22 protein-coding genes and 1 riboswitch are annotated in these 25,664 nt (G+C 70.6%); of the genes, 10 read left to right on the top strand and 12 right to left on the bottom strand.

Features of this window, described 5'->3' with window-relative positions:
- Nucleotides 1-13: 13 nt before the first annotated feature.
- From IWX89_RS00155 to IWX89_RS00130, 6 genes are all read right to left on the bottom strand, one after another.
- The gene (locus IWX89_RS00155; protein WP_196901583.1) at nt 14-1,534 is read right to left on the bottom strand and encodes a sugar ABC transporter ATP-binding protein; all 1,521 of its coding nucleotides are present in this window, start codon (nt 1,532-1,534) and stop codon (nt 14-16) included.
- 1 nt (nt 1,535) lies between these two features.
- On the bottom strand, nt 1,536-2,570 hold the full coding sequence (locus IWX89_RS00150) for a LacI family DNA-binding transcriptional regulator (protein WP_196901582.1): 1,035 nt from the start codon (nt 2,568-2,570) through the stop codon (nt 1,536-1,538).
- 143 nt (nt 2,571-2,713) lie between these two features.
- Complete coding sequence (locus tag IWX89_RS00145; RefSeq protein WP_196901581.1) at nt 2,714-4,288, bottom strand: GGDEF domain-containing protein; 1,575 nt, start codon at nt 4,286-4,288, stop codon at nt 2,714-2,716.
- 200 nt (nt 4,289-4,488) lie between these two features.
- The gene (locus IWX89_RS00140) at nt 4,489-6,027 is read right to left on the bottom strand and encodes a GGDEF domain-containing protein (RefSeq protein ID WP_196901580.1); all 1,539 of its coding nucleotides are present in this window, start codon (nt 6,025-6,027) and stop codon (nt 4,489-4,491) included.
- Between the two features lie 16 nt (nt 6,028-6,043).
- Nucleotides 6,044-6,117: riboswitch (cyclic di-GMP riboswitch) on the bottom strand.
- A gap of 205 nt (nt 6,118-6,322) precedes the next feature.
- Nucleotides 6,323-7,159 (bottom strand): SDR family oxidoreductase, encoded by an 837-nt coding sequence (locus IWX89_RS00135; RefSeq protein ID WP_196901579.1) that lies wholly within the window; start codon nt 7,157-7,159, stop codon nt 6,323-6,325.
- 295 nt (nt 7,160-7,454) lie between these two features.
- Nucleotides 7,455-8,900, bottom strand: a complete 1,446-nt coding sequence (locus IWX89_RS00130) for a xylulokinase (RefSeq protein WP_196901578.1) — start codon at nt 8,898-8,900, stop codon at nt 7,455-7,457.
- A gap of 333 nt (nt 8,901-9,233) precedes the next feature.
- On the opposite strand from IWX89_RS00130, the gene IWX89_RS00125 reads away from it, so the two are divergent.
- Nucleotides 9,234-9,857 (top strand): hypothetical protein, encoded by a 624-nt coding sequence (locus IWX89_RS00125; protein ID WP_196901577.1) that lies wholly within the window; start codon nt 9,234-9,236, stop codon nt 9,855-9,857.
- 164 nt (nt 9,858-10,021) lie between these two features.
- Nucleotides 10,022-10,777: a 2,3-diphosphoglycerate-dependent phosphoglycerate mutase gene (locus tag IWX89_RS00120; RefSeq protein ID WP_196901576.1), complete on the top strand. Its 756-nt coding sequence runs from the start codon at nt 10,022-10,024 to the stop codon at nt 10,775-10,777.
- Nucleotides 10,778-10,786: 9 nt separating this feature from the next.
- Here the strand turns inward: IWX89_RS00120 and IWX89_RS00115 are convergent, their stop codons facing one another.
- Together IWX89_RS00115 and IWX89_RS00110 are read right to left on the bottom strand one after the other, a co-directional pair.
- Complete coding sequence (locus tag IWX89_RS00115; RefSeq protein WP_307836288.1) at nt 10,787-11,296, bottom strand: DinB family protein; 510 nt, start codon at nt 11,294-11,296, stop codon at nt 10,787-10,789.
- Nucleotides 11,297-11,378: 82 nt separating this feature from the next.
- Complete coding sequence (locus IWX89_RS00110; protein ID WP_307836287.1) at nt 11,379-12,335, bottom strand: hypothetical protein; 957 nt, start codon at nt 12,333-12,335, stop codon at nt 11,379-11,381.
- 141 nt (nt 12,336-12,476) lie between these two features.
- On the opposite strand from IWX89_RS00110, the gene IWX89_RS00105 reads away from it, so the two are divergent.
- Nucleotides 12,477-13,469, top strand: a complete 993-nt coding sequence (locus tag IWX89_RS00105) for an LLM class F420-dependent oxidoreductase (RefSeq protein ID WP_196901574.1) — start codon at nt 12,477-12,479, stop codon at nt 13,467-13,469.
- A 43-nt stretch (nt 13,470-13,512) separates the two neighbouring features.
- A complete protein-coding gene (locus IWX89_RS00100) occupies nt 13,513-14,718 on the top strand; it encodes a class I SAM-dependent methyltransferase (protein ID WP_196901573.1) in 1,206 nt (401 codons plus the stop codon).
- Nucleotides 14,719-14,834: 116 nt separating this feature from the next.
- On the opposite strand, the gene IWX89_RS00095 is transcribed toward IWX89_RS00100, so the two are convergent.
- The 3 genes from IWX89_RS00095 to IWX89_RS00085 form a co-directional block, all read right to left on the bottom strand.
- Nucleotides 14,835-16,928 carry a glucose PTS transporter subunit IIA gene (locus tag IWX89_RS00095; protein ID WP_255548434.1) on the bottom strand — a complete coding sequence of 698 codons (2,094 nt, stop codon included), beginning with the start codon at nt 16,926-16,928 and terminating at the stop codon, nt 14,835-14,837.
- Between the two features lie 275 nt (nt 16,929-17,203).
- Nucleotides 17,204-17,572: a DUF1622 domain-containing protein gene (locus IWX89_RS00090; RefSeq protein WP_196901571.1), complete on the bottom strand. Its 369-nt coding sequence runs from the start codon at nt 17,570-17,572 to the stop codon at nt 17,204-17,206.
- Nucleotides 17,573-17,575: 3 nt separating this feature from the next.
- Nucleotides 17,576-18,328, bottom strand: coding sequence for a DNA alkylation repair protein (locus IWX89_RS00085; RefSeq protein WP_307836285.1), 753 nt, complete (start codon nt 18,326-18,328; stop codon nt 17,576-17,578).
- Here IWX89_RS00085 and IWX89_RS18890 point away from each other — a divergent pair.
- From IWX89_RS18890 to IWX89_RS00060, 6 genes are all read left to right on the top strand, one after another.
- Nucleotides 18,318-18,467: a hypothetical protein gene (locus tag IWX89_RS18890; RefSeq protein ID WP_307836284.1), complete on the top strand. Its 150-nt coding sequence runs from the start codon at nt 18,318-18,320 to the stop codon at nt 18,465-18,467. The two genes, IWX89_RS00085 and IWX89_RS18890, sit on opposite strands and share 11 nt — an antisense overlap.
- A gap of 243 nt (nt 18,468-18,710) precedes the next feature.
- Nucleotides 18,711-20,087: a DUF6421 family protein gene (locus tag IWX89_RS00080; RefSeq protein ID WP_196901570.1), complete on the top strand. Its 1,377-nt coding sequence runs from the start codon at nt 18,711-18,713 to the stop codon at nt 20,085-20,087.
- Nucleotides 20,088-20,211: 124 nt separating this feature from the next.
- Nucleotides 20,212-20,883: an SDR family NAD(P)-dependent oxidoreductase gene (locus tag IWX89_RS00075; RefSeq protein ID WP_307836378.1), complete on the top strand. Its 672-nt coding sequence runs from the start codon at nt 20,212-20,214 to the stop codon at nt 20,881-20,883.
- Between the two features lie 106 nt (nt 20,884-20,989).
- Complete coding sequence (locus IWX89_RS00070; RefSeq protein ID WP_196901569.1) at nt 20,990-22,078, top strand: low specificity L-threonine aldolase; 1,089 nt, start codon at nt 20,990-20,992, stop codon at nt 22,076-22,078.
- Nucleotides 22,075-23,766, top strand: coding sequence for a long-chain-fatty-acid--CoA ligase (locus tag IWX89_RS00065; RefSeq protein WP_196901568.1), 1,692 nt, complete (start codon nt 22,075-22,077; stop codon nt 23,764-23,766). Before IWX89_RS00070 ends, IWX89_RS00065 begins: the two co-directional genes overlap by 4 nt.
- A gap of 135 nt (nt 23,767-23,901) precedes the next feature.
- Entirely contained in the window at nt 23,902-24,495 is a 594-nt protein-coding gene (locus IWX89_RS00060) for a nitroreductase family protein (RefSeq protein WP_196901567.1), read from the top strand.
- An 80-nt stretch (nt 24,496-24,575) separates the two neighbouring features.
- On the opposite strand, the gene IWX89_RS00055 is transcribed toward IWX89_RS00060, so the two are convergent.
- Nucleotides 24,576-25,622, bottom strand: coding sequence for a zinc-dependent alcohol dehydrogenase family protein (locus IWX89_RS00055; protein WP_196901566.1), 1,047 nt, complete (start codon nt 25,620-25,622; stop codon nt 24,576-24,578).
- Nucleotides 25,623-25,664 lie beyond the last annotated feature (42 nt).

Below are 25,664 nucleotides of genomic sequence, written 5' to 3'. Positions count from 1 at the left end.
GATCCCTTTTCTTTCAGTTCTTCTCGTCGACATCGCGGGCGGCGAGTGTCATTACTGCGTCCTGGGTGGCCTCGGCCGCGGTGAGTTCGCCGGCCAGCTTGCCGTCGCGCATCACGAGGATGCGATCGCTCATCCCGAGGATCTCGGGAAGTTCGCTGGAGACCATGACGATCGCGCCGCCGGCCGCGGTGATCGCGTTCATCAGCTCGTAGATCTCGACCTTCGCGCCGACGTCGACTCCACGGGTGGGTTCGTCGAGCAGGAGCACGGTGGAGGCGGCGATGATCCAGCGGCCGAAGACCGCCTTCTGCTGGTTGCCGCCGGAGAGGGCGCCGACCGCCTGGTCGATGGTGTGCATCCGGATGCGCAGTTTCGTCGCGACCGCCTGGGCCCGGCTGCGCTGGCCGGCGAAGTCGGCCAGGCCGAGCCGGGCGGTGGAGGCGAGGGTGGCGTAGCCGAGGTTGTCGTTGACCGAGGCACCCGTCACGAGGCCCTGCCCCTTGCGGTCCTCGGGGACGTGCCCGATGCCGGCCTTGATCGCGGCCTGGATGTTGCCCTTGGGCAGCGCCCTGCCGCGCACGGTGACGGTGCCGGAGTCGTAGTGGTCTGCGCCGGCGATGGCGCGGATCAGCTCGGTGCGGCCCGCACCGACCAGACCGGCGATGCCGAGCACCTCGCCGGCGCGCACGGTGAAGGAGATGTCCGAGAATTGCCCGTTCGAGCTGAGGTGTTCGACCGCGAGGATCTCGGCGGGTTGGGTCCCGGCGGGCTGGGCGGCGGCGCCGGTGCTGCGAGGATACTGGTCCTCGATGCTCCGGCCGACCATCAGCTTGACGAGTTCGTCCTCGGGGGTGGAGGCCGGCACCTCGGCGATGAACTCGCCGTCGCGGAGCACGGTCACGGTGTCGCCGACCTCGGCGATCTCGTCGAGGTGGTGGCTGATGAAGAGCATCCCGACGCCGCGGCTGCGCAGGTCGGCCATCACGGCGAACAGGCTCTCGGTCTCGTGCCGGGTCAGGGCCGCGGTCGGCTCGTCCAGGATGAGGATGCGGGCGTTGATGCTGAGCGCCTTGGCGATCTCCACGAGCTGCTGCCGGGCGATGCCGAGCTCCCCGACCAGGGTGTCGACGTCGATGTCGAGGCCGATCAGGGAGAGAGCGGCGCGGGCCCGGTTGCGGAGGGCGCTGCGGTCGACCATGCCGTGCTTGGTCGGCATCCGCCCCAGCATCACGTTCTCGGCGATGCTCATGGTGGGCACCAGGTTGAGTTCCTGGTGGATGGTGGCGATGCCGAGCTCCTCGGCGGCCCGGGTGGTCGGCAGTGTGACGGTCTTGCCGTCGACGACGATCCGGCCGGCATCGGGCTGGTAGACGCCGGCCATCATCTTGATCAGGGTCGACTTGCCGGCGCCGTTCTCACCGAGCAGTACCTGCACCTTGCCGGCGTAGACGCTCACGGTGACGTCCTTGATGACCGTGACCGGGCCGAACGTCTTGCCCACGTTCTGCAGGGTGACGAGTGGTTGTTGGCTCATTTCAGTTCGTCCTTAGGCTGGGCCCGGATGCGGGTGAGGTGGGGGTCGACGACGAGGCGCGCACGATCAGTTCGCTGGGCAGCACCACCGATTCCGGCTGGCCGCCATCGATGACCTGGAGGAGCATGTCCACGGCGATCCGGCCCATCTCCTCGACGCTGTGCGAGATCACGCTCAGCGCGGGGTTGAGCAGGGCGAACCATTCGATGTCGTCGAAGGCGATCAGCGCGATGTCGGCGCCGATCCGGCGGCCGAGCTTGTGCAGGATGGCGATGGCCCCGACGGCCATCAGGCTGTCGGCGGCGAGCAGGGCTGTGGGCGGCTCGCGCAGCTGCAGCAGGGCGTGCACGCCGGCCGAGCCGCTGGCCGCCTGATAGTCGCCGAAGTAGACGAGGTCGGGATCCTGGCTGAGTCCGGCGACGGCGATCGCCCGGGTGAACGCGGCGAACCGGTCCCGGCCGGTGGAGGTGGCCTGCGGTCCGGAGATATAGCCGATCCGGGTGTGCCCGGCCGCCGCGAGATGCTCAACGGCCTGCCGGATGCCGGCCTCACTGTCGGTGGTCACGCTCGGGATGTCGAGGCCGTCCACGGTGCGGTCGACGAAGACGGTGGGGATCTCCCGGGTGATGAGCGAACGGATGCTGCCGCTGCCGTCGCCGAGGGGGGCCACGATGATGCCGTCCACCCGGCGGGAGATCAGCGTGTTGAGGTATCGGTCCTGCTGCTCTTTGCGCTCATTGGCGTTGCCGAGCAGCGTGACATAGCCGGCGGCGAGGGCGGCCTGCTCCACGGTGTGGGCCAGGTCGGCGAAGAAGGGGTTGCGCACGTCGGAGACGAGGAGGCCGATCGAGTCCGACCGGGTCGAGCGCAGGGCGCGGGCCTGGGCGTTGGGCCGGTAGTCGAGTTCGGTGACGGCCGCGGCGACACGTGCCCGGGAGTCCGGTGAGGTGGCCGGGTTGCCGGAGAGCACCCGCGAGGCCGTCGCCACCGAGACGCCGGCGAGCGCCGCCACGTCCTTGATCGTGATCGCAACCATCGGGTGTCACCTCGTCGTGTTGTATGGAATCGTTTCCATGGAAACGATTCCATACTAGATCGACGCCAGACTGAATGTCAACCGCCGGATGTCAACAGCCGGTTGCGCCGGCCGGGTGTGACACGGCGGCCGTCGGGAACCGGCTAGTCGCCGAGTGCCGCGCCAGACCGGCCCAGCGTCCGGCCGAGCTGCAGTAACCCGGGCTCGAAAACCACCACCCGGCCTTTTCCGCCGGCCTTGGCGGCATACATGGCGACATCCGCCTGGTGCAACAGGTCCTCGAGGTCGTTGGCCGCCGCCGCCGACGAGATCCCGACGCTCGCGCCGACCGCGATCGGGTGTCCGTCGAAGACGAAGGGTTCGGCGATCATCGCGACGAGACGCTCGGCGAGCTCGATGGCATCCTGATCGCTCGCGTCCTTCAGGAGAACCGCGAATTCATCCCCGCCGAGTCGGGCGCAGACGTCGGTCTCGCGAGTGCCCCGTCGCAGTCGCGAGCCGACGACGACCAGAAGTTCGTCGCCTGCCCGGTGTCCCAGCTCGTCGTTGACGTTCTTGAAATCGTCGAGGTCGAGGAAGAGCACTCGCACTCCAGCACGGCTGACGGTCTCGCCGATCCCCCTCGAGACCTGCCGCGTGAAAGAGCCCCGATTGTCGAGGCCCGTGAGGGAATCAGTGCGAGCCTGGGTCGCGAGTTCGTGGTGCGCCCGGCTGTTCCCCATGGCGAGGGAAACCTGCCCGATCAGGCCGCGGATGGACAAGACGGCCTCTGAGGGAACGGACCTCGGAGCGCCGACGAGCAGCCAGCCGCCCCCACTGCTCAGGCCGAGGCTCAGGCAATCCCACCGCAGTGACGCGCCCACAACGACGTCCAACGGTCTCGGGTCGAGGATACGCGCGGAGGTGCCGTCCGTCGGGGTGGTCAACACCACGCTCGGCAGCACCAGGGGCAGAACTCCGACGTGACCAGCTGCTCCAGTTATACTCAGGCCGTCGTCTGTCGACTGAACCTGGAGCACCACCAGGCCAGGCGTCACTGCGCAGAATTGTTCCGTAACGCTCCAGGCGAGCGCGCGGATCACCGCGCTGTCGGTAGTGCCGAGAAACCGGGAGCCGGTCGAGGCCAGGATCCTGTCCCGGGCAATACTCTCGTCCCGCTTGATCAGGGTCTGTCCTAGCATCCACACGATGAACATGGTCACGAACAACGTCGGCAGGGAACCTGCGAAGGACAAGGGCTCGAGCCGGTCCGGGCCCGGGTGGAAGACCGGCCACAGGGCGATGATCGCCCCGATTGCCGACGCGTAGATGACGCCTCGGGCCACGGTCTGCCAGACGGTCCCGACCAGGGATCGGAACCACACGGCGCTGAACAGGATGGGCATGATCGCGTGGGAGTCCGGGCAGGCCACGGCGAATCCCACCATGCCGACGGCATCCGCCACCGAGGTCCACACCTGTGAGTGCCGGCGCAGGTAGCCGAATACCCAGAGGGCATACAAGCCGGCGGTCGAGACGAGGGCGAGCACGCGAAGCCCCCCGTTCGCGGTGAGAAAGATCGGCGGCAGGATGAGCGCCGTCGACGCCACGACGAGCCACAGGAACAACCATCGCGCGCGCGCCGAGACGCCCTCCGGGCGGGTGAACAGCGTCCGAACGCCCATGGATTCGGCCTGCGTCTGGCTCGTTGCCTGCGGCTGGCTCGTTGCCTGGTTCATGGCGCGCTGCCCTTCCTGGTTGACCGGCCGACCTGATGGGTCAGTGCCGTGCGACTCCGGCTTCCGGCGGGTGTGCCCTTGCGCTGAATTGGCAGACCATCAGCTTTTAGTCCACACGCTATGCGACGGACGACCATTTCCGGGCCTCTGTCCTCACAAGAAGGGGCCCCAGTTCGAGGCGCCGGGTCGGCGGTGCCGGGTCAGGCGTGGATGGTGTGGTACCGGTCCATGGTCAGGAGGCCGGGGGTGAACGCCTCGACCCGGCCCTTGCCCTTCGCCTTGGCGGCGTACATCGCCACGTCGGCCTGGTGCACGATCTCCTCGATGCCGACTCCGGCGGCGGGCGTTGCGATGCCGATGCTGGCACCGACCCGCATCGACTCGGCGCCGACAAGGAACGGCTCTGCCACGGCGTCGACGATTCGCTGGGCGATTTCGGTGGCCTCGGCCAGGCCGGTGCCGTGCAGGAGCACCGCGAATTCGTCGCCTCCGAGCCGCGCGCAGACGTCGGTCGGGCGCACCGAGGCGCGCAGCCTGGCGGCAACCTCGATCAGCACGACGTCGCCGGCCCGGTGCCCGAGCTCGTCGTTCACGTCCTTGAAGTCGTCCAGGTCGAGGAAGAGCACCTGCAACCCGGCCGGATCTTCGCCGCGAGCGAGGCCGGCGGAGAGCCCCGCGAGCAGCGAGGCGCGATTGTGCAATCCGGTCAGCGAGTCGGTGCGGGCCTGCGTCGAGAGCTTCTCGTGCGCGTGGCTGTTTCGGATGGCGAGCGCGACCTGGCCGGCCAGGCCCCGCACCGAGAGGACCGCCTCGGTGGGGATCCTGCCCGGCGCGCCGACCAGCAACCAGCTCCGCTCGTCCCGCCCCTCGAATTCGAGGCACTCCCACATCAGCGGCTCGCCGACCACGGCGTTCAGCGGCGCCGGGTCGAGGATGCGGGCGACGGATGTCCCGGGCTGGGTGAACAGGACCTCACCGGGGAGCCGGCCGGGGACGTTCCGGAAGTTGCCGGCCGTGCCGGCGACCCGCAGGGTGCGTCCGTCCGGTGCGAGCAGGACGAGCCGGAGCCCGGGGGTCGCCGCGCAGAACTCGGCCGCGGCAGACCAGCCCAGGGCCAGGATCGCAGCCGCGCTGGTGGCGCCGAGCAGTTGGGAGCCTGTCGCGGCGAGCACGCGGTCGCGCCCCATGCTCTGCTCCCGGGCGGCGAGCGACTTGCCCAGCTGGCGGGCAATCAGCACGGTGAAGAACATCGTGGGGAGAACGCCGAGGAACGCGCCGAAGTCGGTCACGATCCTGTCCTCCCGCAGCAGCGGCCACACCGCGTAGAGCGAGCCGAGGGCTGCGGCGAACAGGCTGACCCGCAGCAGGGCCTGCGCGCCGGAGCCGTACAGCGAGCGGAACCAGAGGGCGCCGAACATGACCATGACCACGGCCGACGCTTTCGGCGACGCCAGGGCGATTGCCATCATCGCCACCGCATCGATCAGGTCGACGCCCAGGAGGATGCGCCGGCGCACGAAGCCGATGGTGAGCGAGAAGACGAGTGCGGCACCGCCGGCGAGGCCCAGGGCCAGCAGCCCGCCGCGCGCCGTGAGCAGCACCCCGGGGAGGGCCAGGACCACGGAGACGACGGCCAGCCAGAGGAAGAGCCAGCGGGCGCCATCCGCAATGCCCGTGGGCCGCGTGAAGATCCCCGACCCACCCGTGCGGACGGCCGGGCCGTCGGTCACTGTGTTCATCGATCTGGTTCCTGTTCCCGGTGGGCCGGCTGACCATGAGGCCCCGTGCCTTTGCGACCCCGCCTCGCGACGGGTGTGCCTTTCCTCCGGCCGACGGTTGTGAGCTCGTCCGGGGGTGCACCTTCAACGTAGGGGAAGACCACCCCTTTGTCCTCATAAATGAGGACCCCAGTTCGGGGCACACCGGTGCCGGCGGGTTGTTGGTGAGTTGCGGGAAAAGCACCCTCGCGCGCGCCACGAAGGTGCATTCTCCGCATCTCAGCGGGCGGGCGACGGATGCGGCGGGGCGGGCAGGTCAGCGTCGGCCGGTGAAGGCATCCATCGACCGGTACACGCCGAAGACCCGGCCGGCGACCAGGTCCCACGCCGGCAGGGGCAGCAGGCCCCGCACCGCGCCGGACAGGCCGACCGTCCACGGCATCAGGAGCCTCGGACGGCCGGCGAGCATCGCGCGCCACACCCGGTCGACGACGTGCTCCGGCGTCATCAGCGGGGTGAACAGGGGGCCGCGGGCACCCTCGAACATGCCGGTCGAGATGTAACTCGGGCAGACGGTGGTGACCTTCACCTGGCCGTGGCCCTGCTGGGTGAGTTCGAGGCGGAGGGAATCGCTCCAGCCGATCAGCGCGGCCTTCGACGCGGCGTAAACGCTCATCCGGGGAGTGGAGAGCATCCCCGCGGCCGACGCGATGTTGACGATGCGCGATTCGCGGCCGGTCCCCTCGATCATCGCGGGCAGGAACTCACGCGTGATGTACATGGGGGCGAGGGCGTTGACCTGCATGGTCGGCCGGGTGTCGTCGCCGTTGTCGTGTTCCCAGAAGTAGGAGCCGCGCACGATGCCGGCGTTGTTGATGACGATGTCGGGATTGCCGACCTCCATCCGCACCCGCTGGGCCGCCTGGGCGATCGCACCCAGGTCGGCGATGTCGACGACGTACGGCGCGACCAGGCTGCCGCCATCCGCGCGTTCGTTCAGGATGGCGGTGGTGACCGCGAGCGCGGCGGGGTCGCGGTCCCAGAGGATCACGGCCTTCGCTCCCTCGGCGACCGCCCGCTCGGCGTAGAGGCGGCCCATGCCCATGGCTGCGCCGGTGATCAGCACGCGGGCTCCGGATACGGTTCGAGTCATTGCTCCATCATCCCAAGACTTTCCCTGCGGGCCCCACCGCCCGCCTCCGCCTCCCGCCTCCCGCCTCCCGCCTCCCGCCTCCCGCCTCCGCCTCCGCCTCCGCCTCCGCCTCCGCCTCCGCCTCCGCCGAGATCTACCTTTTCGGTCGAGGCCGACCGGCACACCAGTCGGTCTGGACCGAAAAGGTAGATCTCGGCGGGCGTGGGTCAGGGCAGGGCGGGCGGCGCGGGGCAGGCGGGCGTGGATCAGAACTGGGCGGGGCGGGCAGGGCGGCGCGGGGAGGGCGCGGCGGGGGTCAACCGAGGCTGCGCCGCACGGCATCCGCCCAGAGTGCGGCCCGCTCCTCGACCTGGGCGGCGGAGCCCGGCCGCGGATCGGCCACGTGCCCCCGCGCCGGGGCCAGCGGCCCGGCGATCCCGGCCCGGTCCACCCGGCCGACGGCCAGCCCGGCGACGAGCGCCGCCCCACGAGCGGATGTCCCCGGCACCTCCACGGCGGCCAGCCCCCGGCCGAGGTGGTCGGCCAGCATCCCGCGCCAGGGCGACGAGGTCGTGCCGCCGCCGGCGAGCCAGAGGTCACCGTCGGACCGCGCGCCGAGGGCCGTGTGCGCCGTGCGCAGCGCGAGCGCCACCCCCTCGAGCGCCGCCAGGGCCAGGTCGGACCGGTCGTGGCCGAGGTCGAGCCCCACCCAGGCGCCGCGCAGGTCCGGCCGGAGGTAGGGCGTGCGCTCCCCGACCAGGTGCGGCAGGAAGAGCGGCGCGCCCGGTCCGATCGGCCGGCCGGCGAGGTCGTAGAACTCCGGCCACTCGTAGCCGAGCAGGCGGCGCACCCAGTCCAGGGCGAGCCCGCCGCCGAGGATCGCCGCCATCCGGTACCAGCCGGTCTCCGCCGCGTAGCAGTGGATGCCCCGCTCGGCCGCCGGGGCGGGCGCGGCCAGCGGGGTGACGAACTGGCCGCCCGTGCCGAGGGTCAGCTGCACGGCGCCGGGAGTCACCAGCCCGCTGCCGAGCATCGCGGCGGCCGTATCGGCGAGGCCGTGCGCCACCGGGATGCCCGCCCGTAGCCCGAGGTGGGCCGCGGCATCCGTTGTCAGCGGCCCGGCGATCTCGGCGGCCTCGTTGATCGGCGGGAGCAGCGCCGGGTCGATGCCCAGGCCGGCGGCGAGGCCGGTCAGCCACGCCCGGCCGGTCAGGTCGTAGAGCAGGGTCGCGGAGGCGTCGGTGTGCTCGGTCGCCGCGATGCCGGTCAGGCGCAGTCGGAGGTAGTCCTTGGGCTGCAGGGCCACGGATGCCGCCCGCAGCGCGTCCGGCTCGTGCCGGGCGAGCCAGCCGAGGAGCACCCCGGCCATGCCGGGGCTGAACGGGTTGCCGAGCCGCTCGAGCACTGTGGGCGCCAGCCGGGCCCACTCGGGCTGGAGTCCTGCCGCCCGGGTGTCCGCCCAGGTGATCGCGGGTCGCACCGGCGTGCCGCGCCCGTCGACGAGCACGAGGCCGTGCATCTGGCCGGACAGCCCGATGGCGCCGACGGTCCGCTCGGAGTGAGCCGTCACCTCCCGCACGGCCGAGCAGACGGCGGCCCACCAGGCGTCGGGACTCGTTTCGGCCCAACCGGGATGCGGCGCGTCGAGCGGGTAGGCGGCCTGGGCACCCGCCAGCCGCCGCCCTCCCTCATCGAAGAGCGCGACCTTGACCGAGCTGGTGCCCAGGTCGATGCCGAGCAGGGCCTTCTCACCAGCGCGCACGGCTGCCTCCTGGGTCTGCGCGAAAGCGCGTGGACGGACGATCGAATGCTACGCGGGTGCTACGCGGGGTGCCACGCCAGCGCTCGGCCGGCTGGGAGCGGAAGCCCAGCCCGCGCCCAGCCTGGCCTGCCAGTCTGGCCGACACCGACACCGACACCACCGGCGCAGCCGTCGCCGAACTCGACGTCGACGTCGGCCCCGAGGCGGCGCCCGCCGAACAGCCCGACAGCCACACAGCCACACAGCCACACAGCCACACAGCCAGACAGTCATACAGCCACACAGCCACACAGCCAGACAGCCAGACAGCCAGACAGCCAGAAGGAGCACACCATGGGATTCCTCGACCGCCTCCTGGGCCGCGACGAGCCGGAGCGCCCGGCCGCCCGCCCGGCCACACCGAAACGCACCGACGACGAGATCGCCGTCGAACGTTACGAGTATCTGCTGCGCACGGCCCCTCCCGAAACGATCGAACAGGTGCACACCGAGGCATTCGGCAAACTCACCGAGGAACAGCGTGACCTGCTCTTCCGCCGGCTGAGCGAGAACGCCGCCGCCGCCGAGCGTCCCGCGAACGCCGAACCGGCCACGCTCGCGCAGGCCGCCACCCGCCAGGAGCTCCGGCAGCCCGGCACGCTCGCCCGCAGCTTAGGCGGCCAGGGCCAGGGCGGGCTCGGCTTCGGCGGCATGGTCGGCAGCACCATCCTCGGCACAGTCGCCGGCTATGTCATCGGGTCCGCCCTGATGAGCGCGTTCCTGCCCGGCGACGCCGGGGGCGCAGATGCCGGCGGCGACTCCGGCGATTCCAGCGGCGACAGCTCCGGCGGCGACGGCGCCGGCGCCGGCGCCGACACGGCTTCCTCCGGCGGCGACATGGGCGGCGGTTTCGGCGGCGACTCGGGCGGCGGTTTCGGCGGGGGCGACTTCGGCGGCGGGGATTTCGGCGGGTTCTGACCGTTCACCGGCCGGCGCCCTCCCGGATGCCGGCGGGCACCCGCGGCGGGCCCGAACCGTGAGCCCGGAACCGGTAGCCTGAGACCGAACAACGGCCCAGGACGGCCGCGGCGGCCGGGAGGCCGGCCCGCGGGCATCCGCAACGGAGAACAGGCTGGTGACCCGTGCGAGACGCCGGCATCCTGGTCCTGCTCCGACACGGCGAGAGCACCGCCAACGCGGCCGGGCTTTTCACGGGTGTTCTGGATGTCCCGCTGTCGGTGCGCGGGATCCGCGAGGCGCACGCCGCCGCCACCATGCTCGCCGAGGCGGGCCTCACCCCGCAGTCCGTTCTCAGTTCCGAGCTGCACCGGGCCAGGCAGACCGCCGAAATCGTGGCCGGGGACCTGTCCGCCCGCCCGGAGGTCTTCGCCGCGGACTGGCGGCTGAACGAGCGCAACTACGGCGCCCTGACCGGCCGGTCGAAGGAGGATGTGCGGGCCGAGTTCGGCCAGGAGCAGTTCCTCGCGTGGCGCCGCTCGGTGCACACGGCGCCGCCGCCGCTCGGCGATGCCGCCTTCGCCGCGCTGCGGGAGTCGGCGCTGTTCCGGCGGCTCCCCGCCGAGGCCCTCACCCGCACCGAGGCGCTGAGCGTGGTGATGACCCGGGTCGCCGCCGTACACACCGAGCGGGTGGAACCGCGGCTCGCCGCGGGCCAGACCGTGCTCGTCGTGGCGCACGGCAATTCCCTGCGGGCCTACTGCGCCGTGCTCGACGGGCTGGACGACCACGCCATCCACCGCCTCAACCTGCCGACCGGGCATCCGCTCCTCTACCGGTTCGGCGCCGCTCCGGCGCTCCGGCGGCCCGGCGGCCGCTACCTGGATGCCGTCGGCGCGCACGCCGCCGCGATCACCCTCGCCCTCGAGGGCGGAACCTGACCGGTCGCGTTACTCGCCGACCGTGCCGTCCACGGCCTCGCGGAGCAGGTCGGCGTGCCCGTTGTGGCGCGCGGTCTCCTCGATCAGGTGCAGGAGGATCCAGCGCAGGCTCCAGTGTTCGCCGGCGCGGTTCGCGCCGGCCGACAGGGCCTCGAGGTCGACGCCGGCGACGGCCGCGCGGCTGCGGTCACAGGCCGTGCGATAGAGCTCCTGGAGCGCCTCCGGGTCGTCCTGGGCCGCGGTGCGGAACTCCCAATCGGGGTCGTCGTCCCAGGCTACGCTGGCCCAGGGCTCCTGCTCCGGACGGCCGAGGAAGCGCACCTGGATCCAGTGCTCTTCGACCAGGGCCAGGTGCTTGAGCAGTCCGCCGAGCGTGAGCGTGGACGGCGGCAGACGCAGGCTCAGCCCCGCGGCATCCAGCCCCTCGGCTTTGCCGAGCAGGGTCGCCCGCTGGTAGTCGAGGAATTGGGCGAGCGTCGTTGCTTCGTCGGCGGCCGGGGTCGGGTCGATGCGGTCCATGCGGCCCATGTTCCCACGTCCGCCGTCGCACCGGCACCCCCCGGCGCCGACGTCTCGGGTTGACGCCGCGCGACCCGGCGGCCTAGTACCAGTCCATCGCCTGCGAGTGCGACCAGGCCGAGCAGGGGGTGCCGTAGCCGCGGCTGATGTAGTCGAGGCCCCACCTGATCTGGGTGCTCGCGTTGGTCTGCCAGTCCGGGCCGGTCGAGGCCATCTTGCTGCCCGGAAGGGCCTGCGGGATGCCGGTGGCGCCGCTGCCCTCGTTCAGGGCCGTGTACGACCAGCCCGATTCCTTGGCCCACAGCTGGGTCAGGCAGGAGAACTGGGACTCGCCCCAGCCGTACTGCGCGGCGGCCAGGTCGCGGGCGGTGGTGCGGGCCCCGTCGGGTGTGTTGGCGGCGGCGAGCGCGGTGGCTGCGGCATCCGCTGCCGCTGCGGCCGCCACGGCAGCAGCCCGGTCCGCTTCAGCCGCCGCGGCCTGCACGGTGGCCGCGATGGTGCGGGTCTGGCCGGTCAGGGAGAGGACCGCGTCGAGGTCGAGGGTCTGGTAGTTCGCGAGCGACGTGACGGATGCCGCCAGCGGGCCGACATCAACCTTGTCGCGGGTCGAGGCCATCACCACGGTGGCGTCGCGGAGGGTGTTCTGTGCGCGCCCGTCGGCGTGCGCCTTCGCCGCCTGGGGGTGGACGGCGAGCTGATCGTGCTGCAGGCCGGTGCTCCGGGAGAGCTCGCTGGTGGCCGCGATCCTCGCGGCGCCGGCCGCGCTGGTCTGGGCGGAGGAGGCGGCACCGACGATCAGCCCGGTGAGGGCCAGGGCGGCCGCGGCCGACACGATCGTGGTGCGGGTGCGCCCCCGCCGGGCGGCGAGCGCCTTTCGGGAGGACGGCGAGGACGGCACGCGGGCGGACGGGCGGGACAAGGTGCGGAGGAGGGAGATCATGACTTCCAGGTGGCGGCGCCAGCAGGCGAACGAGGCCGGGGCGCCGGGTCGGTGGACCCGCGGCCGGATTGCCGGGCGGGCGAAGTGGTCAGTCTGCACGCCGGTACTGGAAGAATCCTCATTTTCACCTGTGAAACCCATGCACGCGTATGGACATCGTTGCCCCAGAGCGTCCTCCCCGGGACAACGGGACACCGGGCCGTCACCGGGATCCCGCCCGACTGCGCCTAGGCTCGACCTATGCGATTCGGAATGTTTGTACCCCAGGGCTGGCGTCACGATCTGGTCGGGATCGACCCCGCCGAGCAGTGGGCGGCGATGAGCGGCCTCGCCGCGCACGCCGACGCCGGAGACTGGGAATCGATCTGGGTTTACGACCACTTCCACACCGTCCCGGTGCCGAGCGAGGAGGCCACGCACGAGGCCTGGACCCTGATGAGCGCCTTCGCGGCCACGACGAAGCGGGTGCGGCTCGGCCAGATGTGCACCTGCATGAGCTACCGCAACCCGGCCTACCTGGCCAAGGTCGCCGCGACCATCGACATCATCTCCGGCGGCCGGGTCGAGATGGGCATCGGCGCCGGCTGGTACGAGCACGAGTGGCGCGCCTACGGCTACGGGTTCCCCCGGGCCGGCGAACGCCTCGCCCGGCTCGAGGAGGGCGTCGAGATCATGAAGCAGGCCTGGACGACCGGAACGGCCACCCTCGACGGCGCGCACTACCAGGTGGACGGCGCGATCGTGCGGCCGCTCCCGCTGCAGGACGGCGGCATCCCGATCTGGATCGCGGGCGGCGGCGAGAAGGTCACGCTCCGCATTGCGGCGCAGTACGCGAACTACACCAACTTCGACGGGTCGCCGGAGGGGTTCAGCCACAAGAGCGCCCTGCTCGAGGAACACTGCCGGGTGTTGGGCACGGACTTCGGCGCCATCACGCGCTCGGCCAATTACAACACCGTGATCGCGGCGACCGAGGCCGAGGTGGCCGACCGCCTCGACGTGATCGAGGCGCGGGTCACACCCCACCTCGGCGTCGCAGGTGCGGCGGACTTCATGGCGGAGTACCGCAGCGGGCAGGCGCAGGGCGTCGGCACGCCGGAGCAGATCGTCGAGCGGCTGAGCGGGATGAAGGAGCGGGGCCTCGGCTACGCCATCCATTACTTCCCGGAGGCGGCCTACGACCGCTCGGGCATCGAGCTGTTCGAGCGCGAGGTCATGCCGGCACTCCGCTAGCCGCCCCGCGCCGCCCCCACCCCCGAGCACGAAGATGGACCCCATGATCGGCACGAACTCCGAGCCCGGCACGAACCCCGAGCCGGGCACGAACTCCGAGCCGGGCACGCCCGGGCATCCGTCACCGGACCGGGCCACCTGGGTCGAGGACGGCGAGGCACGGTCGGCGGCCTGGCATTCGGAGAGCGGCTGGGCGCCGCCGACGCGCATCATCCCCGTCGACGACACCCTCACCGCGGATGCCGCGTACCGCCTGGCGAAGGCCGGCACCGGGATGCTGTGGCGCGGCGACTACCTGGGCGGCCGCCAGCTGCTGCAGGCCCTCGCGCGCCGCGTCGACCGCGGCCGGCACACCCCGTCTCCCGACCTGGCGACTGCGTTCCGCCGCACCCGCACCGAGGCGGTTCGCCGGGCCCGCCTGCTCGGGCTGGTCCTCGTGCCGCTGGGCGCCGACTACGCGGTTCCCCTCCGCCGGGCGCCGCAGGTGGCGGATGCCTGCACCGAGACGTACGGGCCGGCCGCCGGGCCGTCGGTCGTCGCCCTGCGCGAGCTCCTCGGCGTGATCGGGGCGCACCAATGGCGCATCGAGGGCGTCGACGTCCCGGCGCTCGAGGCGCGCATCCACCCGCACTACGGCGTCTTCTCCCCCGTGCGCGGCGAATACCTCGACCTCGTCGCCACGGCCCCTCTGCCGGACGGGGCGGGCTCCGCGTTCGACATCGGCACGGGAACGGGCGTGCTCGCCGCGATCCTCGCCCGGCGCGGCATCGCACGCGTCGTGGGCACCGACCAGGCGCCGCGTGCGCTGGCCTGCGCCCGGGACAACATCGCCCGGCTGGGCCTGACCGGGGCCGTCGACGTCGTCGATGCAGACCTGTTCCCGGAGGGCCGGGCGATCGTCGTCGTGTGCAATCCGCCGTGGATCCCGGCCGCCGCCGTGACCGCGACCGACTTCGCCGTCTACGATCCCGACAGCCGGATGCTGCGCGGGTTCCTCTCCGGACTCGCGGAACACCTCGAACCCGGCGGCGAGGGCTGGCTCGTGCTCTCCGACATCGCTGAGCACCTCGGCCTGCGAAGCCGGAGCGAGCTCCTCGACCTCGTCGAGGACGCCGGCCTCGAGGTCGTCGCCCGGCAGGACACCCGGCCCGTGCACCGTAAGACGGCGGACGCGAGGGACCCGCTGCACCTCGCCCGCTCGAAAGAAGTGACCTCGCTCTGGCGGTTGCGCGCGGTATCCGCCGAATGACGCAGAGGGCCGCGGTGAGTCGCTGAGGCGGCCGCCCGCGCGTCCGCACAAACATAATCCGCACAAACAGAAGGGCGGGCAGAGAAGATTCTCTGCCCGCCCTTCTGTGAGGTGTCTTACTTGGCCGCGACCGTGATGAGCGGGCTTCCGACGCTCACCTGTCCGAACGCCGCCTGATCGACCGATCCGAACTTCTTGGGGTTCGTGACGAGCACCGGGGTGACCAGCGAGTAGCCGGCCTCCTCGATCACCTTGCGGTCGAAGGTCACCAGCGGAGTGCCGGCTTCAACCCGGTCGCCCGCGGCCACCTTGACGGTGAAGCCCTTGCCGGCCAGGTTCACGGTGTCGATGCCCACGTGGATGAGCAGTTCGACGCCGTTGTCCAGCAGCAGGCCGAAGGCATGGCCGGTCGCCTGCGCGACGACGACCTTGCCCGCACCAGGTGCGTAGACGGTGTCCTCGGTCGGATCGATTCCGACGCCGAGCCCGACGATGCCCTTGCTGAACACCGGGTCCGGCACTTCGGAGAGCGGGATGACGATGCCGGCGACGGGCGAACCGACGGTGGCCAGGACGGTGGCGACCGCGGTCGCCGTGCCTGCTCCTGCTCCTGCGCCAGCTCCTGCAACAGCAGCAGCAGCAGCAACCGGAGCTGCGACGTGGTGGGCCGCTGCGGCCTTTTCGGTCTCGGCGGCTTCGTCGGCGGCAACCTGGGCGGCAACCTCCGCCTTCTGCTCAGCCGTCTGGTAGCCGGAGAGGATCACGAGGATCATCGCGGTGAAGAACGCGGCGGCAATGGCGATGGAGTAGAGCGGGATGTTGTCGAACGCGGGGATCGTCAACAGCGAGGTGAAGACGAAGGCGCTGGTCTTCACGCCGCCGCCGAGTCCGATGATGACGCCACCGACGAGGCAACCGATCAGCATGCGCGGGTAGATGCGCTTGAACCGCAGGTGGATGCCGTAGAGCGACGGTTCAGAGATTCCACCGAGGAGTCCGGCCGCGAGCGCGCCCGTTGCGGTCTGCTTCATCAACCGGTCCTTTTCACGGATGGCGAGGAAGAGCACACCGGCAGTCGCACCGAAGCAGGCGAAGTTCCAGGCGCCCATCGGGCCCTGGATGAAGTCAAAGCCGAGGGACTGGATGTTGAGCAGCATGATCGCGTTGAGCGGCCAGTGCAGGCCGAGCGGAACCATGAACGGGTAGGCCAGCGGAATGACCACCGCGAAGATGAACGGCGAGAAGTCGTTGATCGACTTAAGGAAGTTGCCGAGTCCGGCACCGCCGTACACGCCGATCGGGCCGATCAGGAAGGCGGTCAGCGGGATCATGATCAGCATGCTGAGGAACGGCACGAAAATCAGCTGGACGCTGGAAGGAATGATCTTCTTCAAGAGCTTCGTCAGCGCACCGAGCACTCCGGCCATCAGCAGCGGCGGGAACACCTGCGAGCTGTAGTCGAAGACGGTCAGCGGCAGTCCGAAGATCTGCACGACGGATGCGTGGCCGCCGAAGACGGATTCCGCGCCCGCGGCCTGGCCCAGGGCGGTGAAGCCGGGGAGCATGACGACGGCCATGATGCCGAAACCGACCCAGGGGTCGGCGCCGAGTCGCTTGGAGGCGTTGTAGGCCACCATGAGCGGCAGGAAGACGAAGACGCCCTGCCACATCAGGTTCACGAACTGCCAGGACGGGTCCAGGGTGACGCCCGGTGCGTTCCACGCCGGGATGACGCCGAGGGTTGCCATCAGGGCCATGAAGGTGATGAACAGCGATGCGCCGAGCAGTGCGCCGAGGATCGGGCGGAAGGAGTCGGAGAGGATCTCGAAGAACGTGTCGAGAGCGGCGAACTTGCCGCGGGGGCCCTTCGCGCGCTCTGCGGCCTTGACGTCGGCGATGGTGTCGCCCGAGCCCATCTTCTTCAATGCGGGAATCGCCATAATGTCGTTGTAAACGGTCTCGACTGCCCCGCCGATGACCACCTGATAACGGTCCCCGGTCTGAGCGACACCGCCCAGGACGACGGGTATCGCCTCAACCGCCTTCTGGTCGATGCCCGACGCGTCCTTGAGCTGGAAGCGTAGGCGGGTCGCACAGTGGGTGAGGCCGACGATATTCCCGGCCCCTCCCATGCTTTCAATAATGTCTGCAGCAGGTTTCGATGCCACTTGGTTCTCCCTTGATGTGGATGTGGAACGTGGGATCCCCATGGCACAACTCGTGCCAACCGCGGTGGCCGGCTGAGAAGGTACTGTAAATCTTCACGTATCATTAGCAACGATAACGGTATTTAGGGCAGAGTTGTACCTCGCTTGCCCTCCCGGGGAGAAGTCGAATCTCCGTTCACACCGCCGATGGTCGCCCGATTACGGCGATGACCAGCCAACATGGTCGCGCTCTCACGCGAGCATCGTGCACCCGTGCCCGCCGGATTTTCGGCCGGATGCCATCACGCCTCCCGGCCGCGCTCGTCCGCCGGGGCAGGTCAGGACGGCGGGTCGGCGCGGCGCACCCGCCAGCGCGCCCACGGCCAGACGCCGTCCATCTCCACCTCGAGCGAGAAGCTGAGCAGGATCCGGATGATGACGATCCCGGCCAGTCCGAGCACGCTCTCCGTGGTCAGGTCGACCAGGATCGTGCGGATGATGTCGGCCACGATCAGCACCTCCAGCCCGAGCAGGATCGCCCGGCCGAGGTTGCGGCGCAGCTCGGTGTAGGCGCTCTTCCGCGTGGCGGCGGCGAGCGCCCGCGGCACCGCCACGACGAACGCGGAAGCCCCGCCCAGCACCATGATCCCGGCGCCGGCCGCCTCGACCACCTGCACGACCGTCCGGATGACTTCTTCGAATGCCATGGTTCAGGTCCGATCCGTGGGCCGGGGCAGTGCCTGGTAGTGGGCGCGCAGCCCGGCGTCGAGGTGCTCGGTCGCGTAGCTGAGCGCGGTGCGTGGCATCCGCCCGGCGTTCTCGTCGAGGACGGCGAGCAGCAGGGCGCGGTCGATGCGCTTGCCGACCTCACGCAGCGTCCAGCCGACCGCCTTGTGGATCAGGCTCTCCGTGTCGTCCAGGAGCAGGGCGGCCAGTTCGAGCGTCGTCGACGCGTCACCCCGAGCGATGAAGCCCAGCGTGGCGATCATCGCCGTGCGCCGCTGCCACAGCATCTCACTGCCGGCCAGCTCGAACAGCACGCCGCGCGGCCGGTCGAAGAGGTACCCGCCGAGCACCGCGGGCGCCGACGAGTCGACCAGGTCCCAGTTGTTGACCTGGCCCCGGCGCACGGCGTCCAGGTAGAACCCGGCGATGGCGGCGCGCGCGTCGTCGTCGCGGTGACGGGTCGTGCCGGCCCGTTCGAACCGGGCCACCAGGATCAGCAGTGCGGCGAGCCGGTGTTCGTGCACCAGGCTGGCCAGGAGCAGGTCGATCTCGGGCAACGGAAGCCCGGTGAAGCGTTTCACCACCTGCCGGGTCGCCGGCACGCTGACCCCGAGGAACACGTCCCCCTCGCCGTACTGGCCCGGCCCGCCCTGGAAGTACCGGGACGCACCCACGGCGCGAGCCGGGTCCGCGAGCTCGGCCAGCGCGGCGACCACGGATGCCGCGGTGTCCGCCACGCCCGCCGCCTCCTCCGAGGTCGTCGCCGCTGTCGAGCCCGCCGCCTCCGCCGAGGTCGTCGCCGCTGTCGAGCCCGCCGCCTCCGTCGGGTCCGCAGCCTCCGTCACATCCGTCGCCTCCATCACCCTCGCAGGCTAGCCCAGCGGCCGTTCCCCCTCCCGCGCACCCGCCGACATCCACCTTTCCGGTCGAGCCCGACCGGCGGAAGTGACAACCTCGACCGAAACGCTCGAAATCGGCGAGGTCAGGCCACGTTTCCGGCGATTAGTTGCGAGAAGTCGCAAGAAAACGCCGGGGTCGTCCCGATACGCTGGACCGTGGCGCTGAAGCCGGCGCCGCCACTGCCGCAACCGCGGCATTCCAGGAGGACGGGAGGTTCCCATGTCGAATTATGTTGCCAACGCACTGGTCGGTGAGCCCGAGGTTCTCGAGGATGTCGCGACCTCCCCCGCCTGGCTCCGGCTCAAAGCCGCCGCCACCGCGCTGCAGGCACTGCAGGTCAAGAACGGCTCGGTCCCCGAGGCCATCGCGCACACGGATGCCGCCGCCCACGTCGCGACGATCACCGCGGCCGTCGACGAGCTCGCCCCGCTCTTCCCGCACGATGCCGCCTACTTGACGGCGCTCACGAAGGACTTCGCCCGCTGGGTCGCGGAGGGCTTCGGCGAACCCGACTTCTACGACTCGCTGATGGCCTTCCAGCCGCAGCTGCACCGGGCCGACGGCATCCGCCACCTGGTCGTGTTCCCGATGTACACCCAGAACGGCAGCACCAACCGGCTGGTCGAGGCCGTGTTGATCGAGGTCATCTGGCCGGCGTTCATCGACGAGCTGGAGAAGGAGTACACGAACAAGCTGTTCGTGCCTATCCGGTTCCTCGACTTCACGCCGGGCTACGACACCAACTCGGCCGTCCTGTTCCCCGAGACCGTCGCGATGCGGGAGATCCCCACGTTCACCTGGGGGGCGATCTTCGCCGACCGGGAGGCCGCGAGGTTCCGCCGGGTGGTGCGCGCGGCCGCCGAGATCACGCGTCTCGACCTGCCCGCCGACGCCGCCGCGCTCCTGGACGACCAGCACCTCACCGAGGAAACCTTCGTGATGTGGGACCTCATCCACGACCGCACGCACATGCGCGGCGACCTGCCGTTCGACCCGTTCATGATCAAGCAGCGGATGCCGTTCTTCCTCTATTCCCTCGAGGAGCTGCGCTGCGACCTGACCGCGTTCCGCGAGTCGGTCACGATCGAACGCGACGAGTCGGCCAGCCTGGAGGCGCGCAAGCACGCGAAACTGGTGCAGTTCGCCGTGATCTTCGACCGGATCTTCCGGTTCGCGATCAGCGGCAGCCGGGTGCGCAACTACGACGGGCTCGGCGGCCAGTTGCTCTTCGCGTGGATGCACCAGCACCACGTGCTGCACTGGACCGACACGGCGCTCACCTTCGACTGGGATGCCGTGCCGGAGGTCGTCATCGCCCTCGGCTCGCAGATCGACGACCTGTACTGGGCGTCGATCGACCGGCCGAAAAAGGCGCACTGGCTGGCCGCCTACGAGATGATCGCGAAGACCCTGACGCCGAACCCGGCGTCGACCTGGGCTCGCGGCCTGCCGGTGGAGGTGCTCGCCGGAGCTCCGAAGGGGTACACCGACCTCGTGCTCGACGACGAGTTCCCGCTGTCGATGTTCTTCGAGGCGCTCGACAAGAAGATGAAGACCGTGATCGAGTCGACGGCCGGACTCACCGGGCGTGACTGAACGGTCGGACAACACCGTGGGGCCGGCGTCTGACGCCGGCCCCACGGTCGACGGCGCGACCCCGGATTCCGGGATCGGCCGCGCCGCGGCCTACGCCGCCGAGGAGGACGCCGACGGCAACACCGTGCCCGGGCCTGCCGTGGCCGGTCGCATCGTGCTCGTCGCCGGGGCGACCAGCGCCGCCGGCCTCGCCGTGGTCTCCGCCCTCGCCAGGGCCGGCGCAGGCGTGATCGCGGTCGGTTCCAACGCCGAACGGCTGCGCACGCTCCGGACTGCTGTCCCGGCAGCCGTGGCCTACCAGTGCGACCTGGCCGACTTCGCTGCCGTGACCAGCCTCGCCGCGGTGGTGCACGCCGAGCACGGCCCGATCGACGGCCTCATCCACCTCGTCGGCGGCTGGCGAGGCGGCGGCGGGCTCGCCGGGCAGGGCGACGCCGACTGGGACTTCCTGCACCGCAATGTCGTGACCACCCTCCGCAACACGACCCGAGCCTTCAACGACGACCTGGTCGCCTCGCGCGCCGGTCGCCTCGCGATCGTCTCCTCGGTGTCGGTCGACAAGCCCGCTCCGGGCGGCGCGAACTACGCGGCCGCGAAGGCCGCCGCCGAAACCTGGACCCGCGCCGTCGGGCAGGGCTTCGCCAAGGCGGGCACGGATGCCGCAGCGGTCGTCTTCGTCGTCAAGGCACTCGACGGGCTCGAAGCCGAGCTCGCCGCCCGCGTGGTCGGCCTCTGGGACACGGATGCCGCATCCGTCAACAACACCCGCGTTCTCCTGGTCCCGCCGACATCGTGAGTCGCTGACTGTTGCCCGGGCGGACGATTGTTGCCGTCACGCCGGGAACAGTTGTCCGCCCGGGGAACAGTCGTCCGCCACCGCAGCACAGAATCGAAGGAGCTTGATGCGCGAAGATGGAGGAGTGACTCAACTCCATGACCTCAGCTCACGCGGTTTCGCCTCGGACAACTACTCGGGCGTGCATCCCGAGATCCTCGAGGCGATCACCCGGGCGAACGGCGCCCACCAGATCGCCTACGGCGAAGACGTCTACACCGCCCGGCTGCAGGAGGTCTTCGCGGAGCACTTCGGCCCGGGCGTCGAAGCCTTCCCCGTGTTCAACGGCACCGGTGCCAACGTGATCGGGCTGCAGTCGATGCTTCCGCGCTGGGGCGCGGTGGTCTGCGCGTCGACCGCCCACATCAACTCCGACGAGGCCGGGGCGCCGGAGAAGGTCGCGGGCATCAAGCTGCTCACCGTGGACACCCCCGACGGCAAGCTCACCCCGGCGTTGATCGACCAGCAGGCCTGGGGCTGGGGCGACGAGCACCGCGCCCAGCCGCTCGTCGTGTCGATCACCCAGACCACCGAGCTCGGCACCATGTACACCGTCGACGAGGTGCGGGCCATTGCCGACCACGCTCACGCGCACGGCATGAAGCTGCACATGGACGGGGCGAGGCTCTCCAACGCCGCGGCCTCCCTCGGGCTGCCGTTCCGGGCGTTCACCCGCGACGCCGGCGTCGACGTGCTCAGTTTCGGCGGCACCAAGAACGGCATGATGTACGGCGAGTGCGTCGTGGTGCTCAACCCCGAGGCATCCGACGGCCTGATCTACCTGCGCAAGTTGAACATGCAGCTGGCCTCGAAGATGCGCTTCATCTCCGCGCAGCTGATCGCGCTGCTCGAGAACGACCTCTGGCGGCGCAACGCCGGCCACGCCAACGAGATGGCCGCCCGGCTGCGCGCCGCCCTCGAGCGGGGCGTGGCGGACGGCTCGATCGAGGGCGTCAGCTTCAGCCAGGCCACCCAGTCCAACGCCGTGTTCGCGGTGGTGCCCGCCGGGGTCGCCGACCGGTTGCGCGAGTCGTTCCGCTTCTACGACTGGGATGCGGCCCGGAACGAGGTGCGCTGGATGTGCGGCTTCGACACCACCGAAGAGGACATCGACGCGTTCGTCGACGCCCTGAAGAAGGAACTGACAGCCCGATGAACGCGTTCGCGAACAAGCCCTGGCTCGGTGCGTACGCGCCGGGCGTTCCCGCTACCATCACCGAGCCGACAGAGACCCTCGTCGACATGATCGAGAAGTCGGTGCGGAGGTTCTCCGGCGACGTCGCGCTGGACTTCTTCGGCGCGACGACCAGTTACGCCGACCTCGGCGAGCAGATCTCCCGGGTGGCGAACGGACTGCTGCGCCTCGGCGTGAAGCCCGGCGACCGGGTGGCCCTCGTGCTGCCGAACTGCCCCCAGCACGTGGTGGCGTTCTACGCCGTGCTCCGGCTCGGAGCGATCGTGGTCGAGCACAACCCGCTCTACACCGAGCGTGAGCTGCGGCACCAGTTCGAGGACCACGGCGCCACCGTGGCCGTGGTCTGGGACAAGGTCTACGGGACCGTGCGCGACTTCCCGGCCGATATGGGGCTGCGCTCCGTGATCGCCGTCGACCTGACGGAGGCCATGCCATTCGCGAAGCGGGTGGCCCTGCGGCTGCCCGTCGGCAAGGCCCGCGCCGCTCGGAGCGCCCTCACCGTGGACTCGCTGCCGAAGGGCACGATCGAATGGTCCTCGTTGCTCGGTTCGCGCAAGCTTCGCCACAACCACCCCCGGCCGAGGATCGGCGACACCGCCGCGTTGCAGTACACCAGCGGCACGACCGGCAGCCCCAAGGGTGCCATCCTCAGCCACTTCAACCTTCGTGCGAACGCCCTCCAGGGCGAGGCGTGGGTGCCGGGCCTGCACGTGGGCGAAGAGGTGTTCTACGCGGTCCTTCCGATGTTCCACGCCTACGGCCTCACCCTGTGCCTGACCTTCGCGATGGCCACCGGGGCCCGGCTCGTCCTGTTCCCCAAGTTCGATGAGGGGCTGCTGCTCGACGCCGCCCGCCGCACCCCGCCGACGTTCATGCCCGCGGTCCCGCCGATCTACGACCGGCTCGTCACGGCGGCCGCGGAACGCAAGGTGAGCCTGCGCAGCATCCGCTTCGCCATTTCGGGCGCGATGAGCCTGCCGGTGTCGATCGTCGAACGCTGGGAGGCCGCCACCGGCGGGCTGCTGGTGGAGGGTTACGGCATGACCGAGGCCTCGCCGATCGCCGTCGGCAACCCGATGGGGCCGACCCGGCGGCCGGGCACGGTCGGCGTGCCGTTCCCGAGCACGGAGATCCGGGTGATCGACCCGGCCGACCCGACTGTCGACCGGGGCATCGAGGAGGAGGGCGAGCTGCTCATCCGCGGCCCACAGGTCTTCTCCGGCTACTGGGACCAGCCCAGCGAGAGCGCGAAGGTGCTGCTCGAGGGCGGCTGGCTGCGCACCGGCGACATCGTGCGGGTCTCCGCCGACGGCTTCATCACCGTCGTCGACCGGATCAAGGAACTGATCATCACGGGCGGTTTCAACGTGTCCCCGTCGGAGGTCGAGGCGGCGCTGCTCTCGCATCCGGATGTCGCGGATGCCGCCGCGGTCGGGCTGCCGAGCAAGAACGGCGGCGAAGACGTCGTCGCCGCGGTCGTGCTCAGCGCGGGTGCGACCCTCGACGTCGAGGAGCTGCGCGCGTACTGCCGCACCCGGCTCTCCGCCTACAAGGTTCCGCGCAACATCGTGCAGGTCGACGAGCTCCCCCGCTCCCTCGTCGGCAAGGTGCTCCGCCGCGAGGTGCGCGCCTCCCTCACCGCCCCCTGACCCCGCGCCGCGCTCCCGGCTCGCCGGCCGCGAGGACCGGTGGATGCGTGCGCATGGAATAAAACGGTGACGGATGCGTTGGATCAACCGGGTCGACGAAGCCCCGCCACGTCCTCCCAACCGAAAGCGGGCATCATGACCCTGATCACCGACACCCTCAGCCGCGACGCCGACACCGCGTCGCCGATCCTCCCCGTGCTGGCCGGCCGCTGGAGTCCGCGTGGCTTCGACCCGTCCGCGGTCATCGACGAGGACACCCTCACCACCGTGCTCGAGGCCGCCCGTTGGGCGCCGTCGGCCAGCAACCTGCAGCCGGCACGGTACATCGTCGCCCGCCGCGGCTCCGAGAGCTTCGCGAAGATCCACGCCACCCTGATGGGCTTCAACAAGGCGTGGGCGGATGCGGCATCCGTCTTGATCGTCAATGTCGCCACCCTGCCGATCGACGAGACCCGGGAGAACCCGTGGGCCCGGTACGACCTCGGCCAGGCGGTCGCCCACCTCACCATCCAGGCGCAGCACGAGGGACTGCACACCCACCAGCTCGGCGGATTCGACGCGCCGGCGCTTGCCCAGGCGTTCGGCCTCGGCGAGGACCAGGCCGTCGTCTCGGTCACCGTTCTCGGCGTGCTCGGCGACGCCGATGCGCTGTCGCCCGAGCTGCTCGAACGGGAGCGCGCACCCCGCACCCGCAAGCCGCTTGCCGAGCTCCTCCTGGTCAACGACTAACCACCCCGCACGACCGTCCGCGGCACCCGCGAGAGTTCCCCGTGCCCCGCCGGTGCGACAGGCCGGGCACGGACAACGGGTTACGGGCGGAGGAGCACCTTGATCGCGCGGCGCTCGTCCATGGCGGCGTACGCCTCGGCGACGTCGGAGAGCGGCAGTTCGAGGTCGAACACGCGGCCGGGGTTGATCGCTCCGGAGAGCACCTCGGGCAGCAGTTCCTCGACGTAGGCGCGCACGGATGCGACGCCGCCGTTGAGCCCGACGTTGCGGCCGAACAGCGGTCGCACTTCGATCGGACCGCCGGTGGGCACGCCGACATAGCCGACCATTCCGCCGGGTCGCGCCGACGCGATGGCCTGCTCCATCGATTCCTTCGTGCCGACGCACTCGAGCACGCAGTCCGCGCCGATGCCGTCGAAGATCTCCCGGATGCGGGCAACGCCCGCGTCGCCACGCTCTTCGACGATGTCGGTCGCGCCGAACTCGCGGGCAACGGCCTGACGTTCGGGGTTACGCGACATGGCCACGATCCGGGAGGCGCCGAGGCGCTTGGCGGCGATGATGCCGCAGAGCCCGACCGCGCCGTCGCCGACGACGACGACGGTGCTGCCGGTGGTGACCCCGGCCGATACCGCGGCGTGGTGGCCGGTGCCCATCACGTCGGCGAGGGTGAGGAGGCCCGGAACCTGGGCGTCGGTCGGCTGGATCGGAGTCGCCACGAGCGAGCCGTCCGCGTGCGGCACGCGCACCTTCTCGCCCTGGGCGCCGTCGGCGAAGCCGCCGAGCTTGTCATCGGAGCCCCACCAGCCGCCGTTCAGGCAGGAGGTGCTGACGCCGTTGCGACAGTTGACGCAGGTGTTGTCGCAGTCGTAGAACGGCGCGATGACGAAGTCGCCGACCTTGATAGTGGAGACGTCGGCGCCGATCTCCTCGACGATGCCGACGAATTCGTGGCCGATCCGGTGTGGTTCGTCGGTCGGCTGCACGCCGCGGTAGGGCCAGAGGTCCGAGCCGCAGACGCAGGCTGCGACGACGCGCACGATGGCGTCACCGCCGGTGGAAAGAATGGGGTCGGGGACTTCTTCGAGGCGAACATCCCGTTCGCCGTAAATCACTGTTGCACGCATGCTTCGAGCCTAGGTGCCGCTCCTGACCGTCGCCCGTCCGTG

Origin of the sequence: Cryobacterium sp. MP_M3, assembly GCF_015752155.1 — a bacterium.
In the GTDB taxonomy this organism is placed as follows: domain Bacteria; phylum Actinomycetota; class Actinomycetes; order Actinomycetales; family Microbacteriaceae; genus Cryobacterium.
This window is presented reverse-complemented; position numbering and strand designations above follow the sequence as displayed.